At 61.1% G+C, this 14,607-nt stretch carries 16 protein-coding genes; 1 reads left to right on the top strand and 15 read right to left on the bottom strand.

Annotation, left to right across the window (positions count from 1 at the left end):
• Positions 1 to 4 precede the first annotated feature (4 nt).
• The 14 genes from rpmC to rpsL all read right to left on the bottom strand — a co-directional run bounded on the left by rpmC (position 5) and on the right by rpsL (position 9,318).
• Positions 5 to 208, bottom strand: a complete 204-nt coding sequence (gene rpmC, locus D5400_RS12125) for a 50S ribosomal protein L29 (protein WP_126010254.1) — start codon at positions 206 to 208, stop codon at positions 5 to 7.
• 11 nt (positions 209 to 219) lie between these two features.
• Positions 220 to 633: a 50S ribosomal protein L16 gene (rplP, locus tag D5400_RS12120; RefSeq protein WP_126010253.1), complete on the bottom strand. Its 414-nt coding sequence runs from the start codon at positions 631 to 633 to the stop codon at positions 220 to 222.
• A 36-nt stretch (positions 634 to 669) separates the two neighbouring features.
• Positions 670 to 1,374, bottom strand: a complete 705-nt coding sequence (gene rpsC / locus D5400_RS12115) for a 30S ribosomal protein S3 (RefSeq protein WP_126010252.1) — start codon at positions 1,372 to 1,374, stop codon at positions 670 to 672.
• Positions 1,375 to 1,376: 2 nt separating this feature from the next.
• Positions 1,377 to 1,766: a 50S ribosomal protein L22 gene (gene rplV / locus D5400_RS12110; RefSeq protein ID WP_126010251.1), complete on the bottom strand. Its 390-nt coding sequence runs from the start codon at positions 1,764 to 1,766 to the stop codon at positions 1,377 to 1,379.
• Positions 1,767 to 1,768: 2 nt separating this feature from the next.
• Entirely contained in the window at positions 1,769 to 2,047 is a 279-nt protein-coding gene (gene rpsS, locus D5400_RS12105; RefSeq protein WP_126010250.1) for a 30S ribosomal protein S19, read from the bottom strand.
• Between the two features lie 15 nt (positions 2,048 to 2,062).
• Positions 2,063 to 2,899 (bottom strand): 50S ribosomal protein L2, encoded by an 837-nt coding sequence (rplB, locus tag D5400_RS12100; protein WP_126010249.1) that lies wholly within the window; start codon positions 2,897 to 2,899, stop codon positions 2,063 to 2,065.
• Positions 2,900 to 2,938: 39 nt separating this feature from the next.
• Positions 2,939 to 3,232 carry a 50S ribosomal protein L23 gene (locus D5400_RS12095; RefSeq protein WP_126010248.1) on the bottom strand — a complete coding sequence of 98 codons (294 nt, stop codon included), beginning with the start codon at positions 3,230 to 3,232 and terminating at the stop codon, positions 2,939 to 2,941.
• On the bottom strand, positions 3,229 to 3,849 hold the full coding sequence (rplD, locus tag D5400_RS12090) for a 50S ribosomal protein L4 (RefSeq protein ID WP_126010247.1): 621 nt from the start codon (positions 3,847 to 3,849) through the stop codon (positions 3,229 to 3,231). Before rplD ends, D5400_RS12095 begins: the two co-directional genes overlap by 4 nt.
• Positions 3,849 to 4,568, bottom strand: a complete 720-nt coding sequence (gene rplC, locus D5400_RS12085; RefSeq protein WP_126010246.1) for a 50S ribosomal protein L3 — start codon at positions 4,566 to 4,568, stop codon at positions 3,849 to 3,851. The genes rplD and rplC overlap by 1 nt, the downstream gene beginning before the upstream one ends.
• 73 nt (positions 4,569 to 4,641) lie before the next feature.
• Positions 4,642 to 4,950, bottom strand: coding sequence for a 30S ribosomal protein S10 (gene rpsJ / locus D5400_RS12080; protein ID WP_099868158.1), 309 nt, complete (start codon positions 4,948 to 4,950; stop codon positions 4,642 to 4,644).
• A 71-nt stretch (positions 4,951 to 5,021) separates the two neighbouring features.
• On the bottom strand, positions 5,022 to 6,197 hold the full coding sequence (gene tuf, locus D5400_RS12075) for an elongation factor Tu (protein WP_126010234.1): 1,176 nt from the start codon (positions 6,195 to 6,197) through the stop codon (positions 5,022 to 5,024).
• 63 nt (positions 6,198 to 6,260) lie between these two features.
• On the bottom strand, positions 6,261 to 8,351 hold the full coding sequence (gene fusA, locus D5400_RS12070; RefSeq protein WP_126010245.1) for an elongation factor G: 2,091 nt from the start codon (positions 8,349 to 8,351) through the stop codon (positions 6,261 to 6,263).
• Positions 8,352 to 8,407: 56 nt separating this feature from the next.
• Positions 8,408 to 8,878 carry a 30S ribosomal protein S7 gene (gene rpsG / locus D5400_RS12065; protein WP_126010244.1) on the bottom strand — a complete coding sequence of 157 codons (471 nt, stop codon included), beginning with the start codon at positions 8,876 to 8,878 and terminating at the stop codon, positions 8,408 to 8,410.
• Positions 8,879 to 8,946: 68 nt separating this feature from the next.
• The gene (rpsL, locus tag D5400_RS12060) at positions 8,947 to 9,318 is read right to left on the bottom strand and encodes a 30S ribosomal protein S12 (RefSeq protein ID WP_047030256.1); all 372 of its coding nucleotides are present in this window, start codon (positions 9,316 to 9,318) and stop codon (positions 8,947 to 8,949) included.
• 515 nt (positions 9,319 to 9,833) lie between these two features.
• Here rpsL and D5400_RS12055 point away from each other — a divergent pair.
• Positions 9,834 to 10,127: a transcriptional regulator gene (locus D5400_RS12055; RefSeq protein WP_126010243.1), complete on the top strand. Its 294-nt coding sequence runs from the start codon at positions 9,834 to 9,836 to the stop codon at positions 10,125 to 10,127.
• 100 nt (positions 10,128 to 10,227) lie between these two features.
• Here D5400_RS12055 and rpoC read toward each other — a convergent pair whose 3' ends face one another.
• Positions 10,228 to 14,448: a DNA-directed RNA polymerase subunit beta' gene (gene rpoC, locus D5400_RS12050; protein WP_126010242.1), complete on the bottom strand. Its 4,221-nt coding sequence runs from the start codon at positions 14,446 to 14,448 to the stop codon at positions 10,228 to 10,230.
• Positions 14,449 to 14,607: the final 159 nt, after the last annotated feature.

Genomic DNA, 14,607 nt, shown 5'->3' with positions numbered 1-14,607 from the left:
TCCTTTAGGCCTTGGCTTCTGCCGCCAGCTTCTGGCGGGCAATTGTCTTGATGCGTGCGATGTCGCGACGGATCTCGCGAACGCGCGAGGTCTTTTCAAGCTGGCCGGTAGCCCGCTGGAAGCGCAGGTTGAACTGCTCCTTCTTCAGCTTGGCAAGTTCGTCGTTCAACTGGTCGGCGCTCAGCGCACGGACGTCTGTCGATTTCATTGTCCGTCTCCTTAATCGGCGATGCGCTGTACGAAGCGCGTCTTGACCGACAGCTTGGCGGCGCCGAGGCGCAGGGCCTCACGCGCGATTTCTTCCGAAACGCCGTCGATCTCGAACATGATACGGCCTGGCTTGACCTTGCAGGCCCAGTAGTCGACCGATCCCTTACCCTTACCCATGCGGACTTCCGTGGGCTTGGACGTGACCGGAACGTCCGGGAACACCCGGATCCAGACGCGACCAGCACGCTTCATGTGACGGGTGATCGCGCGGCGGGCCGCTTCGATCTGACGCGCATTGACGCGGTCCGGCTCTTGCGCCTTCAGGCCGAAAGAACCGAAATTCAGGTCAGAGCCGCCCTTGGCCACGCCCTTGATGCGGCCCTTGAACTGCTTGCGGTACTTCGTACGCTTTGGCTGCAACATAGTCTTATTCTCCGAATTCTCGAACCGCGCTTATGATCACGCGTTCTCGCGGCGGCGCTGGCCACCCTGATTATCGCCTTCCAACGCGCGACGCTCCGAAGCCATCGGGTCATGCTCGAGGATCTCACCCTTGAAGATCCAGACCTTGATGCCGCAGATGCCGTAAGCCGTGTGGGCCTCGGCCGTGCCGTAGTCGATATCGGCGCGCAGCGTATGCAGCGGCACGCGGCCTTCACGGTACCATTCGGTGCGCGCGATTTCCGCGCCGCCCAAACGACCGGCCGACGTGATACGGATACCTTCGGCGCCAAGACGCATGGCGGACTGAACGGCACGCTTCATGGCGCGACGGAATGCCACACGACGCTCGAGCTGCTGAGCGATCGACTGAGCGACCAGCGTCGCATCGGTCTCAGGCTTGCGCACTTCGACGATGTTGAGGTGCGTTTCCGAGTTGGTCATCTGCGAGAGGCGCTTGCGCAGCTTCTCGATGTCCGCGCCCTTCTTGCCGATGATGAGGCCCGGACGCGCAGCATGGATCGTGACGCGGCACTTCTTGTGCGGACGCTCGATCACCACCTTCGAAATCGCAGCCTGCTTCAGCTCATCCATGATGAACTTGCGGATCTTCAGATCCTCGTGAAGCAGCTTGGAGTATTCGGCGTTGTCGGCGAACCAGCGGCTGTCCCAGGTACGGTTGATGCCGAGGCGAAAGCCGATCGGATTGATTTTCTGACCCATACTTAAGCAGCCTTCCCGGTTTCTTCGACTTCGCGCACCACGATGGTCAGGTGCGAGAACGGCTTCTCGATGCGGCTCGCGCGGCCACGGCCACGAGCGTGGAAACGCTTCATCGTGATCGACTTGCCGACATGCGCTTCCGCGACGATCAGCTGGTCGACGTCGAGGTCGTGGTTGTTTTCGGCGTTTGCGATGGCAGACTGAAGCGTCTTGCGGACGGTTTCAGCGATGCGCTTGCGCGAAAACTCGAGATCGGCCAGAGCCCGCTCGACCTTCTTGCCGCGGATCATGGCCGCAACGAGATTGAGCTTCTGGGGACTGACGCGGATCGTGCGCGCAACTGCCTGCGCCTCGTTATCCTTGAGCCGGCGTTCGGCTTTGGCCTTGCCCATTGTTACTTCCTCTTCGCCTTCTTGTCCGCGCCGTGACCGTAGTAGGTCCGCGTCGGAGCGAATTCGCCGAACTTGTGTCCGACCATGTCTTCCGAAACTGATACCGGAATGTGCTTCGCGCCATTGTAGACACCGAAGGTCAGACCGACGAACTGCGGCAGGATCGTGGAGCGACGGCTCCAGATCTTGATCACTTCGCTGCGTCCGCCTTCGCGCACCTTCTCAGCCTTCTTGAGAAGATAGCCGTCAACAAACGGACCTTTCCAAACTGAACGAGCCAATTGAGACTTCCTCTCTTACTTCTTGCGCTGGTGGCGCGAGCGCATGATGAACTTGTCGGTCGACTTGTTCGACCGCGTACGCTTGCCCTTGGTCGGCTTGCCCCAGGGCGAAACCGGGTGACGACCACCCGAGGTCCGGCCTTCACCACCACCATGCGGGTGGTCGACGGGGTTCATGACGACGCCGCGGACATGCGGACGCTTGCCGCGCCAGCGGGTGCGACCAGCCTTGCCATCGTTGATGTTGCCGTGGTCCGGGTTCGAGACCGCGCCGACGGTGCCGAGGCAAAGGCCCGACACGAGGCGCTGCTCGCCAGAGTTCAGGCGAAGGATCGCCATGCCCTGGTCGCGGCCCACGAGCTGAACGTAGGTGCCTGCCGAACGGGCGATCTGGCCACCCTTCTCCGGCTTCATCTCCACATTGTGGACGATGGTGCCGACCGGCATGTTCTGAAGCGGCATGGCGTTGCCAGGCTTCACGTCCACAGCCTTGTTCGACGAGACGACCTTATCGCCGACGGCCAGGCGCTGCGGAGCCAGGATGTAGCTCAGCTCGCCGTCATCGTACTTGATGAGTGCGATGAATGCCGTGCGGTTCGGGTCGTATTCGAGACGCTCGACCGTTGCCGATACGTCGAACTTGCGACGCTTGAAATCGACCATACGGTACGAACGCTTGTGACCACCACCCTGGTAGCGCGCAGTGATGCGACCGGCGTTGTTACGGCCGCCCTTCTGCGAAAGGCCTTCCGTCAGCGTCTTGACCGGCTTGCCCTTGTAGAGGGCGGAGCGATCGACGATGACGAGCTGGCGCGTGCTCGGCGTGATCGGATTGAAACTCTTCAATGCCATTTTCTTGTTTCCTTACGGTTCCGGTCGCTCAGGCGCGCCTCAGAGGCCCGTCGATACGTCGAGGGTCTGACCCTCGGCGAGCGTGACGATTGCCTTCTTGACGTCGCTCTGGCGGCCCTTGATGCCACGGAACCGCTTGACCTTGCCCTTGCGAAGCAGCGTGTTCACCGCCTTGACCTTGACGCCGAACAGCGCTTCGATCGCAGCCTTGATCTCCGGCTTGGTAGCCTTCTTTGCGACATTGAACACGACCTGGTTGTTGTCCGAGGCCATCGTTGCCTTTTCAGTGATCGCCGGTGAAACGATCACGTCGTAGTGACGAAGATCAGTCATTTGAACCGCTCCTCAAGCGCTTCGACAGCCGACTTGGACAAGACGAGCTTGCCGCGACGCAGGATGTCGTAAACATTGATGCCCTGTACCGGCAGAATATCCACGTTCGGGATGTTCTTGGCCGCAAGGCGGAAATTGCTGTCCAGGTCGGCGCCGCCGATCAGGAGTGCGTTCGTCAGGCCGAGCTTGCCGAAAGACTCCAGGAGGCCCTTCGTCTTTGCTTCCTTCGCGACGAAATCGTCGATGACGATCAGGTCTTCCGAACGAAGCTTAGCCGACAGCGCATGCTTCAGGCCGAGCGCACGAACCTTCTTGGGAAGGTCATGGCCGTGGCTGCGAACAACCGGGCCGTGAGCCTTGCCGCCGCCGCGGAACTGCGGAGCGCGTGCCGAGTGGTGACGTGCGCGGCCGGTGCCCTTCTGGCGGTACATCTTGGCGCCGGTGCGGGAAACTTCCGAACGGCCGAGCGCCTTGTGAGTGCCGGCCTGCTTCTTGGCAAGCTGCCAGCGAACGACGCGCTGCAGGAGATCGGCGCGGGGCTCCAGGCCGAAAACGGCGTCCGAGAGCGAAACCGTGCCGGCCGAGCTGCCGTCCAGAGTGGTGACGTTGAGATCCATTACTCGGCTCCCTCATTCGTAGCTTCAGCGGTCGCACCATTCGACGCCGAACGCAGTGCTGCCGGACGCGGAGCCGCTTCCGGGATCGGCGACTTGATGGCATCGCGAACGAGGATCCAGGCACCCTTGGAGCCGGGAACGGCACCCTTGATGAGGATCAGGCCGCGGTCGACATCCGTCGAGACGACTTCGAGGTTCTGGGTCGTGACGCGCGTCTGGCCCATGTGACCAGCCATGCGCTTGCCCTTCCAGACGCGGCCCGGATCCTGGTTGGAACCGGTCGAACCGTGCGAACGGTGCGAGACCGAAACGCCGTGAGTTGCACGCAGACCACCGAAGTTGTGGCGCTTCATTGCACCGGCGAAGCCCTTACCGATCGTGGTACCGGTCACGTCGACCAGCTGGCCGGCAACGAAGTGCTCGGCCGTCAGCTCGGCGCCGATATCGATCAGATTGTCTTCGCTGACGCGAAACTCGGCCAGCTTTGCCTTCGGCTCGACATTTGCAGCGGCGAAATGGCCGCGCAGTGCCTTCGTCGTGTTCTTGACCTTCTTGAGGCCGACGCCGAGCTGAACGGCTGCGTAGCCGTTCTTCTCGACGGTCCGCTGAGCAACGACCTGGCAATTGTCGAGCTTGAGGACTGTTACCGGGATGTGGTCGCCGGCGTCGTTGTAGACCCGGGTCATCCCTACCTTTTGTGCAATCACACCTGAACGCATCGGTTCATTCCTTTTAGAGGAGTCGTTCGTTCATCCGGCGCTCTCAGGCGCCTTGGATGGTCCAGACCGACTCTTAAAGCTTGATTTCGACGTCGACGCCGGCAGCCAGGTCGAGCTTCATCAGCGCATCGACCGTCTGGGGGGTCGGATCGACGATGTCGAGAAGACGCTTGTGCGTGCGCATCTCGAATTGCTCGCGGCTCTTCTTGTCGATGTGCGGCGACCGGTTGACCGTGAACTTCTCGATCCGCGTCGGCAGCGGAACGGGACCACGGACATTGGCACCCGTGCGCTTGGCGGTCGAAACGATCTCACGCGTGGAGGCATCGAGAATCCGATGATCGAACGCCTTGAGGCGGATACGGATATTCTGGCCGTTCATTCGAATTCATCCTTGTTTGAAGTAAAGGCGCGCCGCCCGAAGCCGGCGCGCCATAAGGGTCAGACCAGCTGTTATTCCGTGATCGCGGCGACGATGCCGGCGCCGACGGTGCGGCCGCCTTCGCGGATGGCGAAGCGCAGGCGCTCTTCCATCGCGATCGGCACGATCAGCTCGACGTCAACGGTGACGTTGTCGCCAGGCATCACCATCTCCGTGCCTTCCGGCAGCGTCACGATGCCCGTCACGTCCGTCGTGCGGAAGTAGAACTGCGGACGGTAGTTCGTGAAGAACGGCGTGTGGCGACCACCCTCTTCCTTCGTCAGGATGTAGGCTTCGGCCTTGAACTTCTTGTGCGGCTTGACCGAACCCGGCTTGCACAGAACCTGACCACGCTCGACGCCTTCACGGTCGACACCGCGAAGCAGCGCGCCGATGTTGTCGCCGGCCTGGCCCTGGTCGAGCAGCTTGCGGAACATTTCAACGCCCGTGCAGGTCGTCTTCTTGGTGTCGCGGATACCGACGATCTCGATTTCCTCGCCAACCTTGACGACGCCACGCTCGACGCGGCCGGTCACGACCGTGCCACGACCCGAGATCGAGAACACGTCTTCGATCGGCATCAGGAACGGCTGGTCGATCGGGCGCTCAGGCGTCGGGATGTACTTGTCGACTTCAGCCAGGAGCGCACGAACGGCGTTCTCGCCGATTTCCTTGTTGCTGTCTTCGAGAGCGGCAAGCGCGGAGCCCTTGACGATCGGAATGTCGTCGCCCGGATAGTCGTACGAGGAGAGCAGCTCACGAACTTCGAGCTCGACGAGCTCGAGAAGCTCTTCGTCGTCAACCTGGTCGACCTTGTTCAGGAACACGACGATTGCCGGAACACCGACCTGGCGGGCGAGCAGGATGTGCTCGCGCGTCTGCGGCATCGGGCCGTCAGCAGCCGAAACGACGAGGATCGCGCCGTCCATCTGGGCCGCACCGGTGATCATGTTCTTCACGTAGTCGGCGTGGCCGGGGCAGTCGACGTGGGCGTAGTGACGGGCTTCCGTCTCGTATTCCACGTGCGCCGTCGAGATCGTGATCCCGCGAGCCTTCTCTTCCGGTGCGCCGTCGATCTGGTCATAAGCGCGGTACTCGCCGAAGAACTTCGTGATCGCAGCCGTCAAAGACGTCTTGCCGTGGTCGACGTGACCGATCGTGCCGATGTTCACATGCGGCTTGTTACGTTCAAACTTGCCTTTAGCCATTGGAGGCTCTCCATTCTACTGTCGTCCCGCGGGACGGAATTAGTCTCTTGGGAAGTCCGCGCCTTACGCGAACTTCGCCTGGATTTCCTGAGCGACGTTCGAAGGAACCGGCGCATAGTGATCGAACAGCATCGTGTACTGTGCGCGTCCCTGGCTCATGGAGCGCAGGTTGTCGACGTACTTGAACATGTTGGCGAGCGGCACATGCGCGTTGATGACGATGGCAACGCCGCGCTGTTCCTGGCCCTGAATCTGGCCACGACGCGAGTTCAGATCGCCGATCACGTCACCGACGTAATCTTCCGGCGTCACGACTTCGACCTTCATGATCGGCTCGAGCAGCTGGGCACCAGCCTTCTGCGCACCTTCGCGGAATGCACCGCGGGCTGCGATTTCGAAGGCGAGAACCGAGGAGTCGACGTCGTGGAAGGCGCCGTCGATCAAAGTTGCCTTGACCGAGAGCATCGGGAAGCCGGCAAGCGGACCAGCCGACATGACGCTCTGAATGCCCTTCTGAACGCCCGGGATGTATTCCTTCGGAACAGCACCACCGACGATCTTGGATTCGAAGACGAAATCTTCGGAGTCCGGATTCGGTTCGAACACCAGCTTGACGCGAGCGAACTGGCCCGTACCGCCCGACTGCTTCTTGTGCGTGTAATCGACTTCTGCGGTCTTCGTGATGGTTTCACGGTAGGCGACCTGCGGAGCGCCGACATTGGCCTCGACCTTGAACTCGCGCTTCATGCGGTCGACGATGATGTCGAGGTGAAGCTCGCCCATGCCGGCGATGATCGTCTGGCCGGATTCTTCGTCGGTCTTGACGCGGAAGGAAGGATCCTCGGCGGCCAGACGGTTGAGCGCGAGGCCCATCTTTTCCTGGTCGGCCTTGGTCTTCGGCTCGATCGCGATCTGAATGACCGGATCCGGGAATTCCATGCGCTCCAGGATGACCGGGGCCAGCGGATCGCACAGCGTATCGCCGGTGGTCGTTTCCTTCAGGCCAGCGAGAGCGACGATATCACCAGCATAGGCGACGTCGACGTCTTCACGCGAGTTGGAGTGCATCTGCAGCATGCGGCCGATGCGCTCGCGCTTTTCCTTGACCGTGTTCAGAAGCGACGTGCCCTTCTCGAGCTTGCCCGAGTAGAGACGGCAGAACGTGAGCGAGCCGACGAACGGGTCGTTCATGATCTTGAAAGCGAGCAGAGCGACCGGCTCGTCGTCGGCAGCCTTGCGCTTCGTGGCTTCTTCCGTCTTGACGTCGATGCCCTTGATGGCCGGGATATCGATCGGGGACGGCAGGAAGTCGACGACGGCGTCGAGCAGCGGCTGAACGCCCTTGTTCTTGAAAGCAGAGCCGCAGAACATCGGGAAGAACTTCACGTCGATCGTGCCACGACGGATGAGCTGACGGATCTTATCGTTGTCCGGCATTTCGCCTTCCAGATAAGCTTCCATGGCTTCTTCGTCGATTTCGACGACCGTTTCGATCATCTTCTCGCGGTACTCTTCGGCACGATCCTTGAGATCGTCCGGTATCTCGACGACGTCCCACTGGGCGCCGAGCGACTCGTCGCGCCATACGAGAGCGTTCATCTCGATCAGGTCGACGACGCCCTTGAACTCGTTCTCAGCACCGATCGGAAGCTGGACGACGACCGGGATCGCGCCGAGACGCGACTTGACCATCTCGACCGAGCGGTAGAAGTCCGCACCGATCTTGTCCATCTTGTTGCAGAAGATCATCCGCGGGACTTCGTACTTGTCGGCCTGGCGCCAGACAGTCTCGGTCTGCGGCTCTACACCGGCGTTGGCGTCGAGCAGAGCGATCGCACCGTCGAGAACGCGCAGCGAACGCTCGACTTCGATCGTGAAGTCGACGTGGCCGGGCGTGTCGATGATGTTGAAGCGACGCGACTTGCCGTCACGGCCCTTCCAGAAGGTGGTCGTAGCAGCAGACGTGATCGTTATGCCGCGTTCCTGCTCCTGCTCCATCCAGTCCATGGTTGCGGCACCGTCGTGGACTTCGCCGATCTTGTGCGAACGACCCGTGTAGTACAGGACGCGCTCAGTCGTCGTCGTCTTGCCGGCGTCGATATGCGCCATGATGCCGAAATTGCGGTAGTCTTCGATTGCGTATTCGCGGGCCATTTGGGCAGCCTTTCAATGCGAAGGCACCGCTTTCGCGGCGCCACTTCCGATTTCAGTTACCAGCGATAGTGCGAGAACGCGCGGTTGGCGTCAGCCATCTTGTGCGTGTCTTCGCGCTTTTTGACTGCGCTGCCGCGACCGTTTGCTGCGTCCATGAGTTCGCCCGAGAGGCGCTCGACCATGGTCGTTTCGTTGCGGTTGCGGGCAGCCGAGATCAGCCAGCGGATGGCCAGAGCCTGACGACGCTCGGGACGAACATCGACCGGAACCTGGTAGGTTGCACCACCAACGCGGCGCGAGCGGACTTCCACGTGCGGCGCGACATTGTCGAGCGCCTGATGGAAGATACCGACAGGCTCCTGGCGGGTCTTCTGCTCGACCACGTCGAATGCGCCATAGACGATCGACTCGGCGGCAGACTTCTTGCCGTGGTACATGATGGCGTTCATGAACTTCGTGATGACCAGATCACCGAACTTCGGATCCGGGTTGATTTCACGCTTCTCTGCCCTGTGACGTCGCGACATATTTCTCGTCTCTCACTGATTGCACATGACCCGGGCGATAATTGCCTCGAGCCAGCGACAGAATGGTCTTACTTCGGACGCTTGGCGCCGTACTTCGAGCGGCGCTGCTTGCGGTTCTTTACGCCCTGCGTATCGAGCACGCCGCGAATGACGTGGTAGCGAACGCCCGGAAGGTCCTTCACGCGGCCGCCGCGGATCATGACCACGGAGTGCTCCTGAAGGTTGTGACCTTCGCCCGGGATGTAGCCGATGACTTCGAAGCCATTGGTCAGGCGGATCTTGGCGACCTTACGCAGAGCCGAGTTCGGCTTCTTCGGGGTCGTGGTATAGACGCGGGTGCAAACGCCGCGCTTCTGCGGGTTCTGCTCCAGAGCCGGAACTTTGTTGCGCTTGACGGGCGCCTGACGCGGCTTGCGGATCAGCTGGTTTACGGTAGGCATTCAACCATCCCTTGAAAAATCTATCTCAAAGCCCGTTTCACGAGGCCCTCACGCCGCAGTATCCGAACATGCGCGAAACGAGCCGTCCCCGATTGAACGGTGGATGGCTCATCAAATGCAGAGGAAACGGTTGCCCGTCTCATGCCAACAGCATTGTCGTCGTCTGCGGTATAAAGCCTTGTTTGAGGCGAATTCCAGGACGGGTCGTCCCGAAGATGCCAGCCTCACATCGGCTTTGGTGGCCGGGTGATACTGGCATAAGCCCATTCCGTCAAGGCCTGGCCTTAAGATTTGTCCCTGCCCGCCTCCCCTGAAGCAGGACACTTCGAAGGCGCGAAACAATCTTGCGGAACGGTGCTTAGGCAGAGCGAATTGTTGCGCTGCTCGGCAGAGAGGTCCGCAGCAGGCCTGTTGCCCGCGTTGACCGCAGCGATTCCACGTCCCATTAAGCCAGTCAATTGCCTTCGTGAACGATGGCACCCGGACAGAAACGACTCGCATCAGGAATCACTTCGATGATCGACACCCCTGCCAATGAGAATGAACCGGAGACGCCGATGATCTTCATCATCGTCGGCCGCGCCTGGCGCGACAAGGATGGCGATCCAACCGAGCTGCACGTTTTTCTCCGCGCCCCGGATGACGACAGTGCGGTCCGCGCGACGCTCAACGCGCTCGCCGACGAAGGATACGAGGAAGCGGACCTCGATCAGATCGGGGTGCTGCACGAAGCCCCGGATGAAGAGCCGCACGCCTCCGCCTATCAGGGTGCGCTTGAAGGCGAAGTGGCGATCGTCACTTTGAAATAGGGATTGGACGGGACTTTACCCGTCCACGACACCCGGACCTCAAACGAAAAAAGCCGCCCCGGTCTTCCGGGGCGGCTTTTGTCATTGATATGAGCGCCGATTATTCCGCGGCGGTCGAAGCCGCACGCTCGCGTGCCGTCATGTCCGCCAGCATCGGGTCGGCCGTCTCGGCACCCGACGACTTGCGGCGGGCATCGAGGATCAGGTCGTCGCGCGACGTCGCGATGCGACGGATCTGGCTCATCTGGCCGCCGGTACCGGCAGGGATGAGACGACCGACGATCACGTTCTCCTTCAGACCCTGCAGCGTGTCGGTCTTGCCGGCAACAGCTGCTTCGGTCAGCACCTTCGTCGTCTCCTGGAAGGAGGCGGCGGAGATGAAGGACGGCGTCTGGAGCGAGGCCTTGGTGATGCCGAGCAGAACAGCTTCGCCGCTGGCCGGCTTCTTGCCCTCTTCTTCCAGGCGCGCATTGACCTGGTTGAGCTCGATCACGTCGACGATGTCGCCAGCGATATAGCTGGAGTCGCCCTGCTCGCTGATCTCGACCTTCTGCAGCATCTGGCGAACGATCACCTCGATGTGCTTGTCGTTGATCAGAACGCCCTGCAGTCGGTAGACTTCCTGGATCTCGTTGACGAGATAGGAAGCCAGTGCCTCGACGCCCTTGATGGCAAGGATGTCGTGCGGAGCGGGATTGCCGTCGAGAATGTAATCGCCCTTCTCGATGAAATCGCCTTCCTGCAGGTGGAACGGCTTGCCCTTCGGGATCAGGTACTCGACCGGCTCGACACCGTCTTCCGCCGGCTCGATCTGGATGCGACGCTTGTTCTTGTAGTCGCGTCCAAACCGGATCGTGCCGTCAATTTCGGCGATGATGGCGTGATCCTTCGGACGGCGGGCTTCGAAGAGTTCGGCAACACGCGGCAGACCGCCGGTGATGTCCTTCGTCTTCGCGCTTTCCATCGGGATACGCGCAAGCACGTCACCCTGGCTGACCTTGCGGCCGGGTTCGACCGAAAGGATCGCGTCCACCGAGAGCAGGAAGCGGGCTTCGCCGCCACGCGACAGCTTGGCGATCTCCCCGTTCTTGTCCTTGATGACGATCGCCGGCTTGAGATCCGAACCGCGCGGGGTCGAACGCCAGTCGATGACCAGACGCTTGGTGATCCCGGTTGCTTCGTCAGTCGATTCCGTGACGGAGAGACCGTCGACCAGATCTTCGAACTCCACCGTACCCGCAACTTCCGTCATCATCGGGCGGGTATAGGGATCCCACTCGGCCAGACGCTGGCCACGACGAACCATGTCACCATCGTCGACATGGAGCTTCGAGCCGTATGCCACGCGCTGCGAGGAACGCTCGTTGCCCTTCGGATCCAGGATCTGGATGGCCATGTTGCGGCCCATGGCGACGAGTTCGTTCTCCGAATTGCGGAGCACGTTGCGGTTCTTGATCTGCACCTTGCCTTCGTAAGACGCTTCCAGGAACGACTGGTCCACCACGGTTGCCGTACCACCAAGGTGGAACGTACGCATGGTGAGCTGCGTGCCCGGCTCGCCGATCGACTGCGCCGCGATGACGCCGACGGCCTCGCCCTGGTTGACGGGGGTACCGCGCGCCAGGTCACGTCCGTAGCAGACGCCGCAGATGCCGGTCTGAACTTCGCAGGTCAGAGCCGAACGAATGCGGACCGACTGGATGCTGGCCGCTTCGATGGCGATGACGTCGTTCTCGTCGATCAACGTCCCGGCCTTGACGATCAGCTCGCCCGAAACCGGGTGGTTGATGTCGTCGAGCGAGGTGCGACCGAGAACGCGCTGACCGAGCGATGCGACCACCTGGCCGGCATCGACGATCGCCGTCATCGTCAGGCCCTTGTCGGTACCGCAGTCCGTCTGGGTAACGATGCAGTCCTGTGCGACATCGACGAGACGACGGGTCAGGTAACCCGAGTTCGCCGTCTTCAGAGCCGTATCCGCCAGACCCTTACGGGCGCCGTGCGTCGAGTTGAAGTACTCGTTCACGGTCAGGCCTTCTTTGAAGTTCGAGATGATCGGTGTTTCGATGATCTCGCCCGAAGGCTTGGCCATGAGGCCGCGCATGCCGCCCAGCTGACGCATCTGGTTCGGCGAACCACGCGCACCGGAGTGGCTCATCATGTAGATGGCGTTCATCGGCTTCTGACGACCGGTCTCCGCGTCGAACTCGACGGCCTTAATGCGGGCCATCATGTCCTCGGCGACCTTTTCGGTGGCCTTGCCCCAGGCGTCGACGACCTTGTTGTACTTCTCACCCTGCGTAATCAGGCCGTCATTGTACTGCTGCTCGTATTCCTTCACGAGCGTTTCAGTGTCGCCGACGATCTTCGCCTTCGTGTCCGGGATGACCATGTCGTCCTTGCCGAACGAAATGCCCGCACGGCAGGCGTGGCCGAAGCCCAGCTGCATGATGCGGTCGCAGAAGATGACCGTCTCTTTCTGACCGCAGTGGCGGTAGACGGTGTCGATCATCTTGGAGATGTTCTTCTTGGTCATCTCCTGGTTGCAGGTGTCGAACGGCACGTTGACGTTCTTCGGCAGCAATTCGCCGATGATCATGCGGCCAGGGGTAGTCTCGTGGATCTGCGAGACCGGCTTGCCGTTCTCGTCGACCGTCTTGAAGCGGCCTTTGATCTTGGTGTGCAGCGTCACGACCTTGTTCTCAAGCGCGTGATGCAGCTCGCCCATGTCGGCGAAGACCATGCCTTCGCCCGGCTCGTTCTGGTTTTGGATCGACAGATAGTAGAGGCCGAGAACCATGTCCTGCGACGGCACGATGATCGGTGCGCCGGATGCAGGGTGCAGGATGTTGTTGGTCGACATCATCAGGACGCGCGCTTCCAGCTGCGCTTCGAGCGACAGCGGAACGTGCACGGCCATCTGGTCACCGTCGAAGTCGGCGTTGAACGCCGTGCAGACGAGCGGATGCAGCTGGATCGCCTTGCCCTCGACGAGCGTGGGTTCGAACGCCTGAATGCCCAGACGGTGGAGTGTCGGCGCACGGTTCAGCAGAACCGGATGCTCGCGGATGACCTCGTCCAGGATATCCCAGACTTCCGGCTTTTCCTTTTCGACGAGCTTCTTCGCCTGCTTGACGGTCGAGGAGTAACCCTTGGCGTCGAGACGGGCGTAGATGAACGGCTTGAACAGCTCGAGCGCCATCTTCTTCGGCAGGCCACACTGGTGCAGCTTCAGTTCCGGACCGGTCACGATGACCGAACGGCCCGAATAGTCGACGCGCTTGCCGAGCAGGTTCTGGCGGAACCGGCCCTGCTTGCCCTTGAGCATGTCGGAAAGCGACTTCAGCGGACGCTTGTTGGCACCCGTGATGACGCGGCCGCGACGGCCGTTGTCGAACAGTGCATCGACCGACTCCTGAAGCATGCGCTTCTCGTTGCGGATGATGATGCCCGGCGCGCGCAGTTCGATCAGACGCTTCAGACGGTTGTTGCGGTTAATCACGCGGCGGTAGAGGTCGTTCAGGTCGGACGTCGCGAAGCGACCGCCGTCCAGAGGAACCAGCGGACGCAGGTCCGGCGGGATCACCGGAACCACCTTCATGATCATCCACTCCGGACGATTGCCGGATTCCATGAAGTTCTCGACGATCTTGAGGCGCTTCATCAGCTTCTTCGACTTCAGGTCCGAAGTCGTCGTTGCGAGATCTTCGCGCAGATCGCCCGCGATCTTCTCCAACTCCATGCCGGCCAGAAGCTCATAGATGGCCTCGGCGCCGATCATGGCGGTGAAGGAATCCTCGCCGAATTCGTCGACGGCAATCATGTACTCTTCTTCAGACAGCAGCTGGTGCTCCTGAAGCGAGGTGAGGCCGGGCTCGGTCACGATGTAGTTTTCGAAGTACAGGACGCGCTCGATATCCTTGAGCGTCATGTCGAGCAGCGTGCCGATACGGCTCGGCAGCGACTTCAGGAACCAGATGTGGGCGACGGGCGCTGCGAGCTCGATGTGGCCCATGCGCTCGCGACGAACGCGCGAGAGCGTGACTTCCACGCCGCACTTTTCACAGATGATGCCCTTGTACTTCATGCGCTTGTACTTGCCGCACAGGCACTCATAGTCCTTGATCGGACCAAAGATGCGCGCGCAGAAGAGACCGTCGCGCTCCGGCTTGAACGTACGGTAGTTGATGGTTTCCGGCTTCTTGATCTCGCCGAACGACCAGGAGAGAATCTTCTCCGGGCTGGCGATGGAAATTCGAATGCTATCGAATACCTGCGCCGGGGCCTGGGGATTGAAAAGATTCATGACCTCATGGTTCATGCCTGTCTCCTTTGCGGGGCCCTGCCCCGTCATATGCGGTCCGTGGAGGCCGTCGCCCCTTCTCCGCTTCGAAAATCCTGGCCGGTAGAAGCTACCGGCTGAAACCGCGATGCACGCGCCGCGACCCTCAAAGGCGCTGCGCGTGCATGCTCCCCACTA

Origin of the sequence: Georhizobium profundi, from assembly GCF_003952725.1 — a bacterium.
In the GTDB taxonomy this organism is placed as follows: Bacteria; Pseudomonadota; Alphaproteobacteria; order Rhizobiales; family Rhizobiaceae; genus Georhizobium; species Georhizobium profundi.
This window is presented reverse-complemented; position numbering and strand designations above follow the sequence as displayed.